Raw genomic sequence first — 17,446 nt, 5'->3', positions numbered from 1 at the left:
GCCGCCTCCGGGAAAATCCCCGGTGGCGCCAGCGCTTACCGGGGCTACAGCGCCGCGCGATTTGGTAGACCGGACAAGGCGCAATGCGCCGCCTCCGGGAAAATCCCTGCGCCACCAGGCATTCAAGTATCTTACAGTTTGGCAAACACCCGGCGTGCGGCGTCGATAGTGTTGTTGATATCCTCTTCGCTATGGGCGACGGACATAAAGCCGGCTTCAAACGCCGACGGGGCGAGGTAAACCCCTTCTTCCAGCATCAGGTGGAAGAAACGCTTGAATCGCTCAACATCGCACTTCACCACGTCCTGATAGCAGGTGACGGTTTCGGCATCGGTAAAGAAGATACCGAACATGCCGCCGACATTATTCACCACCAGCGGGATCCCGGTTTCGCGCGCCGCGTTCAGCAGGCCATCCGCCAGTTGATTGGTCAGCGCGGTCAGGGTTTCATGCACGCCCGGCTGCGCCACTTCGCTTAAGCAGGCGAAGCCTGCGGCCATGGCGATAGGGTTGCCTGACAGCGTACCGGCCTGGTACACCGGACCGGTCGGCGCCAGCGCGTCCATGACCTCGCGGCGACCACCGAAAGCGCCCACCGGCATACCGCCGCCGATGATTTTACCCAGACAGGTCAGATCCGGCTCCACGCCGTAATAGGACTGAGCGCCCGCCAGCGCGACGCGGAAGCCGGTCATCACTTCGTCAATAATCAGCAGCGCGCCAAACTCGTCGCACAGCGCGCGCAGGCCCGGCAGGAACTCCGGCTGCGGCGGAATGCAGTTCATATTGCCGGCCACCGGTTCGACGATGATACAGGCGATATCCTGCGGATACTGTTCAAACGCCGCGCGTACCGAGGCAAGATCGTTATAGATGCAGGTCAGGGTATGCTTCGCGAAATCGGCCGGTACGCCCGGCGAGTTCGGCTGGCCGAGAGTCAGCGCGCCGGAACCGGCTTTCACCAGCAGGCAGTCGGCGTGACCGTGGTAGCATCCTTCGAACTTGATGATTTTGTCGCGGCCGGTGAAGCCGCGCGCCAGGCGAATGGCGCTCATGGTGGCTTCGGTGCCGGAGTTCACCATGCGCACCATATCCATGGTCGGTACCAGTTCAGTAACCAGTTCCGCCATTTTGACTTCCATTTCGGTTGGCGCGCCGAAGCTTAACCCGCGCTCTGCCGCTTCAATCACCGCGTTACGAATGGCCGGATGGTTGTGACCCAGCACCATTGGCCCCCAGGAACCGACATAATCGATATAAGCTTTACCATCGACATCGTACAGGTAGGCGCCATCCGCACGTTCAATAAACAGCGGGGTGCCGCCGACGCCCGTAAAGGCGCGGACCGGCGAGTTGACGCCGCCGGGGATAAGTTCGCGGGCGGCGTTATACAGATTTTCAGATTTGCTCATGGCCAGGATCCTGGTTCGTGAATAAAGTTATCGGGCTATTCTAAGTTATTCCATGAAGGTTATGAAAGTTTTGCCCAATTGAAACATTAAGCAGACGAAACAATTTTTTGACGACGCGCGGCGCGGAGGCGGCTAGAATGCCTCTCTTCTCATTTGTATTACCAATAAATGATAATGGCATGAAATCAGAAACTCCCTCTTTTGAAGCACATCAGTTCGTTCGCGTGCGCCGTAGCGATGCGGTCCGCCGGTTAATTCAACGCGATAAAACGCCGCTGGCGGTATTGTTGATGGCGGCGGTGGTCGGCACGCTGGCCGGGCTGGTGGGCGTGGCGTTTGAAAAGAGCGTGAACTGGGTGCAGAACCAGCGAATTGGCGCCCTGGTGCAGGTGGCGGACCACTGGTACCTCGTCTGGCCGCTGGCCTTCATCCTGTCGGCGCTGCTGGCGATGGTCGGCTATTTTCTGGTGCGCCGCTTTGCGCCGGAAGCCGGCGGTTCCGGGATCCCGGAAATCGAAGGCGCGCTGGAAGAGCTGCGTCCGGTACGCTGGTGGCGCGTGCTGCCGGTAAAATTCATCGGCGGCATGGGGACGCTGGGCGCCGGGATGGTGCTGGGGCGCGAAGGGCCGATGGTACAGCTTGGCGGTAATATCGGGCGCATGGTGGTGGATGTGTTTCGTCTGCGTAGCCCGGAAGCGCGGCATACGCTGTTGGCCACCGGTGCGGCATCGGGCCTCTCCGCTGCCTTCAACGCGCCGCTGGCGGGCATTCTGTTTATCATCGAAGAGATGCGCCCGCAGTTCCGCTACAACCTGATTTCGATTAAAGCCGTGTTTACCGGCGTGATCATGTCGAGCATCGTGTTCCGTATTTTTAACGGCGAAGGGGCGATTATCGAAGTCGGCAAGCTGAGCAATGCGCCGGTGAATACCCTGTGGTTGTACCTGGTGCTGGGCATGATTTTCGGCTGTTTCGGGCCATTGTTTAATACCCTGGTGCTGCGGACGCAGGATATGTTCCAGCGCCTCCACGGCGGCAATATCAAAAAATGGGTGTTGATTGGCGGGCTTATCGGCGGGCTGTGCGGCCTGCTGGGTCTGATGCAGCCGACCGCGGTGGGCGGCGGTTTTAACCTTATCCCGATCGCCGCTGCCGGCAACTTCTCGGTTGGGCTGCTGCTGTTCATTTTTATTGCCCGCGTCATCACCACGCTGCTGTGCTTCTCTTCCGGCGCGCCGGGGGGGATTTTTGCCCCGATGCTGGCGCTCGGCACGCTGCTGGGGACGGCATTCGGCATGGCTGCCATTCCGCTGTTTCCGTCCTATCATCTGGATGCCGGTACCTTCGCTATCGCCGGGATGGGGGCGCTGCTGGCGGCTTCGGTGCGCGCACCGCTCACCGGGATTGTGCTGGTGCTGGAGATGACCGATAACTATCAGCTCATTTTGCCAATGATTATTACCTGCCTTGGGGCAACACTATTGGCACAGTTCCTCGGCGGTAAACCTTTGTATTCGACCATTCTGCAGCGTACCCTGGCAAAACAGAAGGCCGAAGAGGCGGCGAAAGCGCAGCAGGTACCCCGGGAGAATACTTGAACGATTTACCAGGGTATTAGATAATGGCTCAAAAGGTCCGGTTATTCTTTAATCGGCCGGAAGTATCAATGGGAGCAAAAAATGAGTGATGACGTAGCGTTGCCGCTGGAGTTCACCGAAGCCGCAGCGAACAAAGTAAAACATCTGATTGCGGATGAAGACAATCCGAACCTGAAACTGCGCGTGTACATCACCGGCGGCGGTTGCAGCGGTTTCCAGTATGGCTTCACCTTTGACGATCAGGTTAACGAAGGCGATATGACCATCGAGAAACAGGGCGTCGGCCTGGTGGTTGACCCAATGAGCCTGCAGTATCTGGTTGGCGGCGCCGTCGATTATACCGAAGGCCTGGAAGGGTCACGTTTCATCGTGACTAACCCGAACGCGAAAAGCACCTGCGGCTGCGGCTCCTCGTTCAGCGTTTAACGCAAGCGACTCCAGCCCTCTCCCACAAAGAGAGCGGCAAACACGAAAAACGGTAACCTCAGGGTTACCGTTTTGCTTTTATGACCGTCCGTTATCATCCAATGCAAAGGTCGGCAGCTTCAGGTGCCAGCGAATCGCCGCCAGGCGTATCCCCAGCGTCACCACCATGCCTAACATCGCCGAGTTTTCCAGCGACAACTGAAAGGTGTAGTGCGCCGTTGCGTGCACGATACCGCCGACAATGCAGGCGGTGGCGTAGATTTCGGTGCGCAGAATCATCGGTACTTCTCGCGCCAGCACGTCGCGGATAATCCCGCCGCCGACGCCGGTGACCACGCCCATGCAAATAGCCACCAGCGGGCCGGTATGGGCAATAAAGGCTTTATTCACGCCGATGCCGACAAACACCGCCAGGCCGACGGCATCCAGTACCGGCAGTACCCATTTCGGCATGCGCCGCGGTTGGCGGACCAGCAGAATCGTTAACATACTGGTGACCATCGCCACGACCAGATCGGTAGGGTCCTTAACCCAGAACACCGGGCCGTTGGCCAGCGCCATATCGCGAATCGTCCCGCCGCCCACGGCGGTCACTACGCCTAATACCAGCACGCCGAAAGGGTCCATGCGTAATTTCCCCGCCAGCAATACGCCGGAGATAGCAAATACGGCTGTGCCAATAATATCCAGCCAATAGACAAGCATCGTCAGTTCCCGCTAAAAGCCTGCTGCCAGGCGGTTATTTTACCTGCTCAAGCGCAGTACAGAGTTGTTTTGCGGCAAGGATAATACGTGGGCCCGCGCGTTCAAACCAGTCGCTATGTAAGGCGATGAGCGAAATTGTGAGCTGATTTTGCCAATAGCGGTCCACGGCGGGAATTTTATCCGGATCGCCGGTGATGACGATTGCCTGCGGATGCCGTGACAGCACCTGTTCGCGGCTAACCTGCGGCCAGGGAACGCGGCTGGCGGCAAAAATATTCTCTCCGCCGCACAGGCGTAATACTTGATTCTGGATCGAGGCGCTGTTGCTGGTGAACAGCGGGTTGGCGCCAAACTGCAGAAATACGCGTTTTTTCGGCGCGTTGGCATAGCGGGCTTTTAGCGCCTCGTAATCGTCTTGCATCTTCTGGGTAGCCTGCCGGGCTGTTTCCGGCTGCGGGCTCCACGGCGCAAGCATCTGCAAAGCATGGATGATTTGCTCAATCGAACCGGTTTCAACCCAGATAACCTTGATTCCCAGCGAGCTGAGCTGATTCACCTGGCGTTCGGCATTGCCGCCGCGCCACGCCAGTACCAGATCGGGTTTCAGGGCGACGATACGTTCAAGGTTCATTCCCTGCCAGCTGGCGACTTGTTCGATTTTAGCCGCGGCGGGAGGGTAATCGGAATAACTGCTGACGCCGACCGGCGTAATGCCGGCAGCAAAGGCCAATTCAGTGTTGGCCGGGGAGAGCGTCACCACCCGCGGCGCGGCGAAAAGCCACGCCGGGGCGAGCAACAGCAGGGCGGTTAACGCCTTCTGTAACGACTTAGCCACGCGCCAGGTTCTGCACCAGATTTTCCACCATCAGGGTGGACTGCTTGGCGGCGACGGCGAGGAACTCGTCGAAGCTGAGATGCGACTGCTGGTCAGCGACGTCAGAGATTGCGCGCACCACCACAAAAGGAATGCTGAAGTTATGGCAGACGTGGGCGATGGCGGTGGCTTCCATTTCTACGGCAACGGCCTGCGGGAAGTTGTGGCGGATTTTCGCCAGTCCTACCGAGCCGTTGATGAAAGCGTCGCCGCTGACGATCAGCCCGCGAACGGCGTTAAGATTCAGCGCCTTGATGCAGGTTTCCGCGGCGGCAATCAGTTTGTCGTCAGCTTTGAAACCGGCCGGACAGCCCGGCAGTTGGCCGTATTCGTAGCCAAACGCGGTGACGTCGGCATCATGGTAGCGCGCTTCGTCAGAGACCACGATGTCGCCAACTTTCAGCGTCGGCGCCAGACCGCCGGCGGAACCGGTATTGATAATCACATCCGGCTTGCAGCGCTCCAGCAGCAGAGTAGCGCCCATGGCGGCGGCCACTTTACCAATGCCGGATTTCAGCAGAGCAACCTCGGTACCGTGAAGTTGGCCGGTATAGATTTCGCTACCGCCGATAGAGATAGTCTGGCGGTTCTCGATTTTGTCGCGCAGAAGGGTAACTTCTTCTTCCATGGCGCCAATAATGCCAATTTTCATAGATTTACTCGCGATGTGTCAGGATTAGCTGCATAGTCTATCATGCGCTTAAGGGGAAGCGTATTGCTCGCGCGGGAGAGGCTATGGCAAATATTGATTTTCGCAACAAGATTCACTGGCGTCGGCGCTACCGTTCGCCGCAGGGGGTAGAGACGGAACGCGAGATCCTGCGGGTGTTTGAAAGCGATCGCGGGCGCATTATCAATTCACCGGCCATCCGCCGCCTGCAGCAAAAAACCCAGGTCTTTCCACTTGAGCGCAACGCGGCGGTCCGCACCCGGCTCACCCATTCGCTCGAAGTCCAGCAGGTCGGGCGCTACATCGCCAAAGAGGTGTTAAGCCGCCTGAAGGAGCAAAAGCTGCTGGAACGCTACGGACTGGATGAACTGAGCGGCCCGTTTGAAAGCGTCGTGGAGATGGCCTGCCTGATGCACGATATCGGCAATCCGCCATTTGGCCATTTTGGCGAAGCGGCAATTAACGATTGGTTCAGCAAACGGCTGGCGCCGAAAGATGCCGCCAGCCAGCCGTTAAGTCAGGATCGCTGCCAGGTTGACGCGCTGCGTCTGCACGATGGCGAAGGGTTGCTCAACGAACTGCGGCGTAAAGTGCGTCAGGATTTGTGCTGCTTTGAAGGCAATGCGCAGGGGATCCGTCTGGTGCACACGCTGATGCGTATGAACCTGACCTGGACCCAGGTCGGCTGCATTCTGAAATATACGCGACCGGCGTGGTGGCGGGGAGAGACGCCAGCCAGCCATAGCTATTTAATGAAAAAGCCTGGTTATTATTTAGCCGAAGAAGAGTATATCGCGCGGCTGCGTAAAGAATTGGATCTGGCGTCTTACAATCGCTTTCCATTAACGTGGATTATGGAAGCTGCCGATGATATCTCATATTGCGTTGCTGACCTTGAAGATGCGGTAGAAAAACGGATATTCAGCGCGGAACAATTGTATCAGCATCTGTATGACGCATGGGGTGCTCATGAAAAAGGATCGTTGTTCGCTCAAGTCGTAGAAAATGCCTGGGAGAAATCGCGCGCTAATTCACTCAGCCGCAGCACTGAAGATCAGTTCTTTATGTATTTACGGGTCAATACGCTGAATAAACTGGTGCCTTATGCGGCGCATCGATTTATCGAAAACTTACCGGCCATTTTTAGCGGCGACTTTAATCACGCGCTGTTAGAGGATGATAGCGATTGTAGTCAGCTACTTGAACTTTATAAAAACGTCGCCATAAAACAGGTGTTTAGCCATCCTGATGTTGAACAGCTGGAATTACAGGGTTACCGCGTTATCAGCGGGCTGCTTGATATCTACGAGCCGCTACTGAAATTATCGCTGGAGGAGTTCAGCCAATTGGTGGAACAAGAGCGGGTACGCAGTTTACCTATTGCCTCGAGGTTGTTCCAGAAACTCTCGACCCGACATCGGTTGGCCTATGTGGAGGCGGTAAATAAGCTTTCGCGCGATACCGAAGAATATCCCGTGCTGGAGTATTATTACCGCTGTCGATTGATTCAGGACTATATCAGCGGAATGACGGATTTGTATGCGTGGGATGAATATCGCCGTCTGATGGCGGTGGAATAAGTCTGAGTTTTGTAAAGACGGACAATAAATTTTTACTTTTACCGAAACTTAACTCTGGAACTTCGCGCTATAAAATGACTCTGAGAGTGCGTACACAGCAACTTTTTCGTTATCCGAAATTTGAAATTGAGATTGAAACCTATGAAAAAAACCACGTTAGCAATGAGTGCTCTGGCTCTGAGTTTAGGTCTGGCGTTGTCCCCGCTCTCTGCGAGCGCGGCTGAAACGGCTTCCTCGGCGACCACTGCGCAGCAGATGCCGAGCCTGGCGCCGATGCTGGAAAAAGTGATGCCGTCGGTGGTGAGCATCAACGTTGAAGGCAGCACGACTGTTAACACGCCGCGGATGCCGCGTAACTTCCAGCAGTTCTTCGGTGACAACTCGCCGTTCTGCCAGGACGGTTCGCCATTCCAGAGCTCCCCATTCTGTCAGGGCGGCGGCCAGGGCGCGCCTGGCGATAATGCGCAGCAGCAGAAATTTATGGCGCTCGGTTCCGGGGTCATCATTGATGCGGCCAAAGGCTACGTAGTGACCAACAACCACGTGGTCGATAATGCCACCACGATTAAAGTTCAACTGAGCGATGGTCGTAAGTTTGACGCGAAAGTCGTAGGTAAAGATCCGCGCTCCGATATCGCGCTGATTCAAATTCAGGATCCGAAAAACCTGACGGCGATTAAGCTTGCCGACTCTGACGCGCTGCGCGTCGGCGACTACACCGTGGCGATCGGTAACCCGTTCGGCCTCGGCGAAACCGTGACTTCCGGTATCGTCTCCGCATTGGGCCGCAGCGGCCTGAACGTGGAAAACTATGAAAACTTTATCCAGACCGATGCGGCTATTAACCGCGGTAACTCCGGCGGCGCGCTGGTGAATCTCAACGGTGAGTTGATCGGTATCAACACCGCGATCCTTGCTCCGGACGGCGGCAACATCGGTATCGGTTTTGCTATTCCGAGCAATATGGTGAAAAACCTGACCGAGCAGATGGTCAAGTTTGGCCAGGTGAAACGCGGTGAACTGGGGATCATGGGTACCGAGCTGAACTCCGAGCTGGCGAAGGCGATGAAAGTCGATGCCCAGCGTGGCGCGTTCGTAAGCCAGGTGATGCCGGGCTCGGCGGCGGCGAAAGCGGGTATTAAAGCCGGCGACGTGATTACTACCCTCAACGGTAAGGCGATCAGCAGCTTTGCGGCGCTGCGTGCGCAGGTTGGTACGATGCCTATCGGCAGCAAAGTCGAGCTGGGACTGCTGCGCGACGGCAAGCCGGTTAACGTTACCGTTGAACTACAGCAGAGCAACCAGAACCAGGTTGACTCCAGCAGCATCTTTAACGGTATTGAAGGCGCGGAAATGAGCAATAAAGGCCAGGATAAAGGCGTCGTGGTGAGCAACGTGAAAGCGGGCACCCCGGCGGCGCAAATTGGTCTGAAGAAAGGCGACATTATTGTCGGCGCTAACCAGCAGCCGGTGAAAAACATCGCCGACCTGCGCAAAATCTTCGACGCGAAACCGTCCGTACTGGCGCTGAATATTCAGCGTGGTGATACTTCTATCTATCTGCTGATGCAGTAACTGATACTAGCGTGAATGCCCCTTTCCCGGTAAGGGAAGGGGGCTTTTTTATTCTGCCCGCCGGTTCTGTGATTCCCGCCACAACTCCATACTTCTTTGTCATGCTTTGTGCATATGCACAGTGCGTCCTCTTCGTCACTCTTTTATGCTGATGCCCTGCTCAGGGGAGGGGGTTATGGCTGGCTGGCATCTTGATACCAAAATGGCGCAGGATATCGTGGCGCGTACGATGCGCATCATTGATACCAATATTAACGTAATGGATGCCCGCGGGCGCATTATCGGCAGCGGCGATCGCGAGCGTATTGGTGAATTGCACGAAGGCGCGCTGCTGGTGCTGTCGCAGGGACGGGTGGTTGATATCGATGATGCGGTTGCTCGCCATCTGCACGGCGTGCGCCAGGGGATCAACCTGCCGCTGCGTCTCGAAGGGGAAATCGTCGGCGTAATCGGGTTAACCGGCGAGCCAGAATCGCTGCGCAAGTACGGTGAGCTGGTGTGTATGACCGCTGAGATGATGCTCGAACAGTCGCGGCTGATGCATTTGCTGGCCCAGGATAGCCGCCTGCGTGAAGAACTGGTTATGAACCTGATTCAGGCGGAAGAGAATACCCCGGCGCTGAACGAATGGGCGCAGCGACTGGGTATCGATCTCAATCAACCGCGGGTGGTGGCGATGATTGAGGTCGATAGCGGTCAGCTCGGCGTCGATAGCGCGATGGCGGAGCTGCAGCAGCTGCAGACGGCGCTGACCACGCCGGATCGCAACAACCTGGTGGCGATTGTCTCGTTGACCGAAATGGTGGTGCTGAAACCGGCGTTAAACGCCTTTGGTCGCTGGGATGCCGATGACCACTGCAGACGCGTTGAGCAACTGATTGCCCGTATGAAAGAGAATGGCCAACTGCAGTTCCGCGTTGCGTTAGGCAATTTCTTCACCGGCCCCGGCAGTATTGCGCGTTCTTACCGGACCGCGCGTACGACAATGATGGTTGGTAAGCAGCGGATGCCGGAGAGCCGCTGCTATTTTTATCAGGATCTGATGCTGCCTGTGCTGCTGGATAGTCTACGGGGCGGCTGGCAGGCTAACGAGCTGGCGCGCCCGCTGACGCGGCTAAAGGCGATGGATAACAATGGTCTGCTACGGCGTACTCTGCAGGCGTGGTTTCGCCATAACGTGCAGCCGCTGGCGACCTCAAAGGCGTTGTTTATTCATCGTAATACGCTGGAGTATCGGCTCAATCGGATTTCGGAACTGACCGGGTTAGACCTCGGTAGTTTTGACGACCGCTTGTTGCTGTACATTGCGCTGCAGCTGGATGAGCAACGCTAAAACTCCCGCCGCAGGCGGCGGGAGAGGAAATGGCGGGCTACAGGCGCTGTAGTCCGCGAGCGGTCACTTGCCAGGTAACAGTATTGGGCTGGTGCCAGCTATTGCCATTGAGCGGATTAATAATGACGGAGCGATTCCCCGCTTCGGCATGGAAGACTTCAATGGTATAGCCCTCATCCAGGATAGCGGTATCAATATAGTCGCCAAGCTGCGACGATCCTTTAATCGACTGGCGATACACCACCGAACCACGCGTATTGTAGACATTGACCGTGGCGTAAGTGGTCGTGAAGTGCTTGTTCGGCACCACTGGACTCGCGGTAAAGGTCAACGCGCCGCTGCCAATATCCATCTCCATCGCGGCAAAGCAAACATCACCATCGCCAAGCAGTTGCCAGCTGAAGCTATCGCCATACAGTGCGGTGGCATCCTGAGTGTCCTCTTCTGTATCAGCGGCTTCCTCATCCGGTTCATCAAGCGCGAGCGCAAAGGCTTCGAGGCCCGTTTTCACCACGCGCCAGCGGTTGTGCTGCTTAAGGGGAACGGCGTTTTGGCTCGTGCCATTCGTGGCGCTGGAGCGGAATGGTTCATCATGGAAAATATCGATGATCATTCCCTCTGCGAGGGCGATAGTTTCACTGTTTGCCAGATTACTGGTGGCGCCGGCGTAGCTGCGTTGATAAACAACAGTATCGTCCGCGCCGGTAACCATAATGCTGGCGTAGGTATGGGAGGTGTAATACGAGTGCGGCGTGCCGGCGCGCGTGGCGACCGTCATCGCACGTTGTTGATTATCAATAACGATCTGGCAAAACTCGTTATTGTCCTGACCGCGGAGATTGAGGGTTACGCTCTTGCCCGTCAACTCCCCCGGATCGCTATTATCCTGAGGCAGGACATCGGCATAGGTTTTCCGCAAGCTGCTGCGTTGGGGTTCTTCAATATGGGGGAGCATCAGCCAGAGGTCGTTTTTACAGACGCACTCTTCCTGCGCGAGCAGCGAGGGCTGAGTACGGATCGCCTGAGCGTTATGCTCGAAAATAGCCTGTAAATCAGCCGCCGGATTATTATTGAGGATAAAGTTATACACGCCATTATCATCAATGCGTATCAGCTGGTATTTCTCGCGAGCGACTAACGTTAAATATCCGAGAGAGGCTTTCAGCCGTCCAGGCTCCACGTGAGTGATGTATAGGTGATAGTGGGGGCTGAATGGAATGACCACTTTTCCGGTAGCGCAATTGGTGCCGGTCATTTTGCGTTCAAATACTTTTTCCCCACTGGCGGAAAGTACGTTTACTGCGGCATACAACGCGCCTGGGTAGTAGGTGTGCGGCGTGGCGCTGGTGACATTAAGAATAAGCTGCTGATTTTCGTAGTCGATATCAAGGCGCGCGAAAGGCGCATCATTCAGCCCTAAAAAGGTGATCGTCACGTTACGTTCGCTGGTATCGTTTTGCCGAGCGTAGTTAACGGCAACCGCATTGGCGCCTTCTTTTACGGTGATATAGTTGATATCCGGGCGATATTTTTGCGAACGACCTTTAGGCAGTACGAGCTGGTATACACCCATTGGCATGTTATTCAGGACAAAAGTGTCACCATCAACAATCAGTGAATAATGCGTACCGCAATTATCCTGAATAGTCAGCGTTTGTCCGTAAATTTGTTGCAGCTGATCGATATTCAACGTCAGGGTCAGGTTACCCGTTTTGTTCAATTTCGCCAGTTCGCTGTTATCCACCAGCCAGAAGAAGGAATCCAGCCCTAACTGCTGGCGCGCGCTATCCCATTCGCTTTGTGGCAGAAAGCGATACAGTGGATAGAGCGGTTTTGTCGTCAGCGAGACGATATTTTCCCGGGTGGCATGTTTCAGCGTTAAGCCGCAGAGCTCGATAAACGGCGTGACATCATATCCAGCGGTAGCGGCAATAGCGGTTGCCAGCATATCGGCAAGCTGATGATCGGTCGGCTGGAAGCCCTCGCTATTGGCGAGTTGGCGATAATTCTGGTTAAAGACGCGGAAGGATGCGACACCACCTTTCAATAACATCAGCATCAGGAATTGCAGGCGCGAACGCAGGCTCCAACTGGTGACCGGCGTCTTATCGGTAATATAGTTAACCAACTGTGCTTCCTGCGCGGCCAGCTTGCCATAGTTGTATAACCAGCCATCGGTATACAGATGATTATCCTGGCTTAGCGTGAGCTGCTGATAGAAAGAGGCGTAGATATTGTTCCACACTTCGCTGACCGACAGCGTGGAGTCCTGCATAAATTTACCCTGATAACCGTGGCCAATTTCATGCAGGATAACCCACTGCGTGGCAACGTTATCCAGCCAGCCTTCGCCAACCGTGGCGGCAGTTTGCGCGCACCAGGTGCTATTGTAATAAGCTGATCCGACGCCATGTTTATCCGGCCGTAGAAAATAACGGTTTGCAACATTCTGATTCCATTGCGAATCTGAATTATCGCTTAATCCGGCCCAATCGTTATAGCAGGTGAAAAGGTGGTTATAAAAACGGTGTAATGACGCTAATCCCGCTTTCATCGCATTGTCGCGGTCGGCATAAGGCAGCAGCAGGTTGATAACATCCAGATCCACCAGTGCGAACGACGATTTATTATTCTCCCAGTCGAGGAAAAACGTTTCTTCAGACTGTCCTGATTTCCAGCAGGGGAGCGGTTTCGTCGCCGCAGGTTGTTGGTAAATCACGGAGAACTCGCAGGGGCTGTCGGTAAACAACGTATCGACAAACGGCACAGAATCGACGGTGGTGCTAATCGTTGTCCAGGAGGTGGTCAGAGCGCTGGTTTTCTCCAGAGCGCTATCATCACACATCAGGCGCAGGGTCGAGATGCCGTTACTGAGGTCCGTTTGCCGAATTTTCAGCACCGTGTTGGCGGGCAGAATAAAGCCAAGCGCCTGACGATCGTGTTTTCGTCCTTTTTCAAAGCCTGCGTTATCCAGCCAGGTTGCGGATTGCAGGGTATAACATTTTTGTTCAATTTCCTGTGTCATAGAGCTATCTCCTTTTTCGCGGAAACTGAACATAAACGAAATAAAATAGTAAGTAATTCATATTGATAGGGTTGTGATGTGAAATGATATCAGTGAGGGATAACTGAGGTTTGCTGATGGCGAAGATGATCTATGGCTGAGGAAATAGAGGTTGAGGCAGGGGAAGAGGGCCAGTAGCTGGCCCGTAGCAGTCTGGGTTATTTACGCGTCAGTTTTTCCAGATCGGCTTCAATTTCGCTGATCTTATTGGTGACAACGCTTTCCAGATGGCGTAAATCGTCAAGGATCTTACGCTTGAGGTCGATTTCGGTACGGTCGCGCTGGCAGAGCTGGTCCAGCTCGTCGATCACATAGCGCAGGTTTGGGCTTATCTCCTGCACTTCTTTGTAACCCTGACCGACGCCGTCGGCGACCACGGTTTTACGCTGGCGTGGGTATTTAAACTTCACGCTTTTGGCGAAGAACTCGCCCTTATCTTTCTGGAAATAGATCTTCAGGATGTCGTTGTTAGCTTCCTGGCGCAGGCTATAGCGATCGATTTCATCAGGATTGGTAATGCCAAGACTTTTCAGATTATCGTACATAACGGTACCTTTGATATCATCATAACCATTGAATAATTAACGAAAAAATCCATCTTCGCCAGCGTCAGATATAAAAAAAGCGGGATATCTCCCGCTTTTTGTTCTGCTTAGTCGATGGTACGCAGCAGTTCGTTGATGCCGACCTTACCGCGGGTCTTCGCATCAACCTTTTTCACGATCACCGCACAGTACAGGCTGTATTTGCCATCTTTCGACGGCAGGTTGCCGGAAACGACAACCGAGCCCGCCGGCACGCGGCCGTAATGGACTTCGCCGGTTTCGCGATCGTAGATTTTGGTGCTCTGGCCGATGTACACGCCCATGGAGATCACCGCGCCTTCTTCAACGATAACGCCTTCAACGATTTCAGAACGCGCGCCGATGAAGCAGTTATCTTCGATGATGGTCGGGTTAGCCTGCAGCGGTTCGAGAACGCCGCCGATGCCGACGCCGCCGGACAGGTGAACGTTTTTACCGATCTGCGCGCAAGAGCCGACGGTGGCCCAGGTATCAACCATGGTGCCTTCATCAACGTAAGCGCCGATGTTGACGTAGGACGGCATCAGCACGGTATTGCGCGCGATGAACGCGCCCTGGCGAACGGCCGCCGGCGGCACTACGCGGAAGCCTTCTTTCTGGAAGCGCGCTTCGTCGTAGTCGGCGAATTTCATCGGAACTTTATCGAAGTAGCGGCTTTCCGCACCATCGATAACCTGGTTATCGTTAATACGGAAAGAGAGCAGTACCGCTTTCTTCAGCCATTGATGCGTCACCCATTGACCATCGATCTTCTCAGCGACGCGCAGCGCGCCGGAATCCAGCAGGGCAATAACCTGGTTCACCGCTTCGCGGGTGACGGTATCCACATTTGCCGGCGTGATGTCGGCGCGACGCTCAAAGGCGGACTCAATAACGTTCTGTAACTGCTGCATTGTTTCTTTCCATTCACTTAAAAAAAATACGTTACCCTTTATCGTTTGGATTGAGGGCCTCTGTCAACCGTTGTTGCACTTCTTGTTGCAGCTCATTATTAAGGGCACGCCGGTCGGCGGTGGCGATTATAAATAAATCTTCTACTCGCTCACCAATTGTCGTAATTCGCGCTCCGTGAAGCGATATTCCGAGGTCGGCGAACACCTGACCGACGCGGGCGAGCAGCCCCGGCTGATCGAGCGCAATGAGCTCAAGAAATGATTTCCGGTCGGTGTGGGTCGGCAGGAAATTCACCTCAGTAGCGACAGAAAAATGACGCAGTTTCGCCGCCTGACGACGCGGGGCCGGCGGCTCCCAGCTGCGCTGCGTTATCTTCTGCTCCAGACCGTGGCGAATCGCCTCGTGGCGATCGGCGGAAAGCGGGCTGCCGTCGGGTTCGAGGACGATAAAGGTATCCATCGCCATGCCGTCGCGGGTAGTGAATATCTGCGCATCATGAACGCTGAGGTTGCGGCGGTCCAGCTCGCCGCAAACGGCGGCGAACAGGTAAGGGCGGTCCGGGCTCCAGATGAAGATCTCGGTGCCGCCGCGGGTGGCCCGCGAACTCAGCAGGATCATCGGCTTACTGAGATCGTGCTTCAGCAGGTTGCGGGCGTGCCAGGCGAGCTGATTCGGGGTATGCCGCACAAAGTAGTTAGCCCGACAGCGGTTCCAGATCTGGTGCAGCGCCTCTTCATTGATATTGTCCATGCGCAACAGCGCCAGCGCCTGCAGCTGATGGTGGCGTACGCGTTCGCGCATATCCGGCGTGCTCTGCATACCGCGACGCAGCTGTTTTTCGGTGGCGAAATAGAGCTCGCGTAGCAGGCTTTGCTTCCAGCTATTCCACAGCGTTTCGTTGGTGGCGCAGATATCGGCGACGGTCAGGCATACCAGATAGCGCAGGCGATTTTCCGTCTGTACCTCTTCGGCGAACTGTTTAATTACCTCCGGGTCCTGAATGTCGCGGCGCTGGGCGGTTACCGACATCAATAGATGCTGGCGTACCAGCCAGGCGACCAGCTGCGTCTCACGCGAATTGAGCCCGTGGAGCTCGGCGAATTTCAGCACGTCTTCGGCGCCGAGAATCGAATGGTCGCCGCCGCGGCCTTTAGCGATATCGTGAAACAGGGCGGCGATGAGGATAAGTTCAGGATGGGCCAGCCGCGGCCACAGCTCAACGCACAACGGATGGCGGCTGCGGGTCTCTTCTTTCGCGAAGCTTTCCAGTTTTAACAAGACGCGTATGGTGTGTTCGTCGACGGTATAGGCGTGAAACAGGTCGAACTGCATCTGACCGACAATATGCGACCACTGCGGCATATAGGCCCACAGCACGCTGTGGCGATGCATCGGCAGCAGACCACGACTCACCGCGCCCTGATGACGGAGCATGCTGAGGAAGAGGGTTCGTGCCTCCGGGATATAGCACAGCGGCTGCGTCAGGTGGCGGCGCGCGTGGCGCAGGTGGCGCAGGGTGGTGGAGTAAATACCGGTGATGCTGCTGTTACGCACCATGATAAAGAACATCCGCAGAATCGCCTGCGGCTCGCGAATAAACAGGGTGTCGTCGCGCAGGTCTATCAGAGTACCGCGCAGTTGGAAATCATCATCAATAGGCCGCGGCTTTTCATTCTCGGTGAGAGCGAGGATCGCCTCATCAAACAGCTGCAGCAGCATATTGTTGAGTTCGCTTACCCGACGGGTAACGCGGAAGAAATCCTTCATCATATGTTCGATCGGCTGATTGCCTTCGCCTTCATAGCCGAGGCGATGGGCGACATTCAGCTGACGATCGAAAAGCAGGCGGTTATCGTAGCGATTCACTTCAAGATGCAGGGCAAAACGGATGCGCCAGAGCTGGTGCAGGCACTCGTTAAGCTCGTTGCGCTCGGCTTCGGTGAGGAAGCCGAAACCGACCATTTCATCAAGCGAGGTTGCGCCGAAGTGGCGGCGAGCCACCCACTGCAGGGTATGTATATCGCGCAGGCCGCCGGGGCTGCTTTTGACGTCCGGCTCCAGGTTGTAACTGGTGCCGTGGTAGCGCTGGTGGCGGACATTCTGCTCTTCAACCTTGGCGGCGAAGAACTTCTCCGACGGCCAGAAGCCGTCGCTAAAAATATGTTTTTGCAGTTCAAGGAACAGCGCGACGTCGCCGATCAGCAGGCGGGATTCGATTAAGTTGGTGGCGACGGTGAGATCCGAAAGCCCTTCTAGCAGACACTCTTCGAGGGTGCGCACGCTATGGCCCACCTCCAGCTTGACGTCCCACAATAGCGTCAGCAATTCGCCGACCTTTTGCGCCTGCTCGTCCGGCAGCTTTTTACGGCTCAGAATCAGCAGGTCGACGTCGGAGAGCGGGTGCAGCTCGCCGCGCCCATAGCCGCCGACGGCTACCAGCGCCATATCGCTCTGCGCGCCAAAACCGTAGTCGACCCACAGTCGCTGCAGCAACTGGTCGATAAACTCGGTGCGCGCCGCTATCAGTCGTTCCGCGGCGATACCGCGATCGAAAGCCTCGCCCAGCCAGCGTTGGAAGGTATCGAGATGCGTCTTGATGGCGGCACAGTTCAGATCGCCCTGCGGCCAGCTCACGGGATGTTCCGGCGGGATGGGCAGAAGAGGGGAGGCTGTGTCAGGTAAAGAGTTGCTCATCGCGTCACCATAAGAAAAAACTATCTAATAAAAAAGC

The 17,446-nt window shown here is 55.7% G+C and carries 13 protein-coding genes; 5 read left to right on the top strand and 8 right to left on the bottom strand.

Translation table 11 applies throughout. The features are described from left to right. Positions 1-131 precede the first annotated feature (131 nt). Positions 132-1,412, bottom strand: coding sequence for a glutamate-1-semialdehyde 2,1-aminomutase (hemL, locus tag ABLV78_RS20725; RefSeq protein ID WP_047046971.1), 1,281 nt, complete (start codon positions 1,410-1,412; stop codon positions 132-134). 179 nt (positions 1,413-1,591) lie between these two features. Between hemL and clcA the strand changes: the two genes are divergently transcribed. Beyond that, positions 1,592-3,010, top strand: coding sequence for a H(+)/Cl(-) exchange transporter ClcA (clcA, locus tag ABLV78_RS20720; RefSeq protein ID WP_072251481.1), 1,419 nt, complete (start codon positions 1,592-1,594; stop codon positions 3,008-3,010). An 81-nt stretch (positions 3,011-3,091) separates the two neighbouring features. Next, entirely contained in the window at positions 3,092-3,436 is a 345-nt protein-coding gene (erpA, locus tag ABLV78_RS20715) for an iron-sulfur cluster insertion protein ErpA (RefSeq protein WP_008807363.1), read from the top strand. 78 nt (positions 3,437-3,514) lie between these two features. Here the strand turns inward: erpA and ABLV78_RS20710 are convergent, their stop codons facing one another. The 3 genes from ABLV78_RS20710 to mtnN are packed head-to-tail and all read right to left on the bottom strand — an operon-like array spanning position 3,515 to position 5,667. Further along, positions 3,515-4,141, bottom strand: a complete 627-nt coding sequence (locus tag ABLV78_RS20710; protein WP_032709911.1) for a TRIC cation channel family protein — start codon at positions 4,139-4,141, stop codon at positions 3,515-3,517. 34 nt (positions 4,142-4,175) lie between these two features. Next, positions 4,176-4,976: a vitamin B12 ABC transporter substrate-binding protein BtuF gene (gene btuF / locus ABLV78_RS20705; RefSeq protein ID WP_047046976.1), complete on the bottom strand. Its 801-nt coding sequence runs from the start codon at positions 4,974-4,976 to the stop codon at positions 4,176-4,178. Further along, positions 4,969-5,667 carry a 5'-methylthioadenosine/S-adenosylhomocysteine nucleosidase gene (gene mtnN, locus ABLV78_RS20700; protein ID WP_015704439.1) on the bottom strand — a complete coding sequence of 233 codons (699 nt, stop codon included), beginning with the start codon at positions 5,665-5,667 and terminating at the stop codon, positions 4,969-4,971. Before mtnN ends, btuF begins: the two co-directional genes overlap by 8 nt. Positions 5,668-5,750: 83 nt before the next feature. On the opposite strand from mtnN, the gene dgt reads away from it, so the two are divergent. From dgt to ABLV78_RS20685, 3 genes are all read left to right on the top strand, one after another. After that, the gene (gene dgt / locus ABLV78_RS20695) at positions 5,751-7,265 is read left to right on the top strand and encodes a dGTPase (protein WP_047046977.1); all 1,515 of its coding nucleotides are present in this window, start codon (positions 5,751-5,753) and stop codon (positions 7,263-7,265) included. A gap of 141 nt (positions 7,266-7,406) precedes the next feature. Then, positions 7,407-8,840: a serine endoprotease DegP gene (gene degP / locus ABLV78_RS20690; protein ID WP_045390127.1), complete on the top strand. Its 1,434-nt coding sequence runs from the start codon at positions 7,407-7,409 to the stop codon at positions 8,838-8,840. 175 nt (positions 8,841-9,015) lie between these two features. Then, entirely contained in the window at positions 9,016-10,173 is a 1,158-nt protein-coding gene (locus ABLV78_RS20685; protein WP_045390129.1) for a CdaR family transcriptional regulator, read from the top strand. A gap of 37 nt (positions 10,174-10,210) precedes the next feature. On the opposite strand, the gene ABLV78_RS20680 is transcribed toward ABLV78_RS20685, so the two are convergent. From ABLV78_RS20680 to glnD, 4 genes are all read right to left on the bottom strand, one after another. Then, a complete protein-coding gene (locus ABLV78_RS20680; protein WP_047046981.1) occupies positions 10,211-13,198 on the bottom strand; it encodes a putative mucin/carbohydrate-binding domain-containing protein in 2,988 nt (995 codons plus the stop codon). Positions 13,199-13,395: 197 nt separating this feature from the next. Further along, entirely contained in the window at positions 13,396-13,782 is a 387-nt protein-coding gene (locus ABLV78_RS20675; protein WP_015368173.1) for a DUF3461 family protein, read from the bottom strand. 107 nt (positions 13,783-13,889) lie between these two features. Further along, positions 13,890-14,714: a 2,3,4,5-tetrahydropyridine-2,6-dicarboxylate N-succinyltransferase gene (gene dapD / locus ABLV78_RS20670; protein WP_015368172.1), complete on the bottom strand. Its 825-nt coding sequence runs from the start codon at positions 14,712-14,714 to the stop codon at positions 13,890-13,892. A gap of 31 nt (positions 14,715-14,745) precedes the next feature. Then, complete coding sequence (glnD, locus tag ABLV78_RS20665; protein WP_512171081.1) at positions 14,746-17,349, bottom strand: bifunctional uridylyltransferase/uridylyl-removing protein GlnD; 2,604 nt, start codon at positions 17,347-17,349, stop codon at positions 14,746-14,748. Positions 17,350-17,446: the final 97 nt, after the last annotated feature.

The sequence above is a fragment of the Klebsiella sp. CN_Kp075 genome (genome assembly GCF_040065055.2).
Taxonomy (GTDB): Bacteria; Pseudomonadota; Gammaproteobacteria; order Enterobacterales; family Enterobacteriaceae; genus Klebsiella; species Klebsiella aerogenes.
This window is presented reverse-complemented; position numbering and strand designations above follow the sequence as displayed.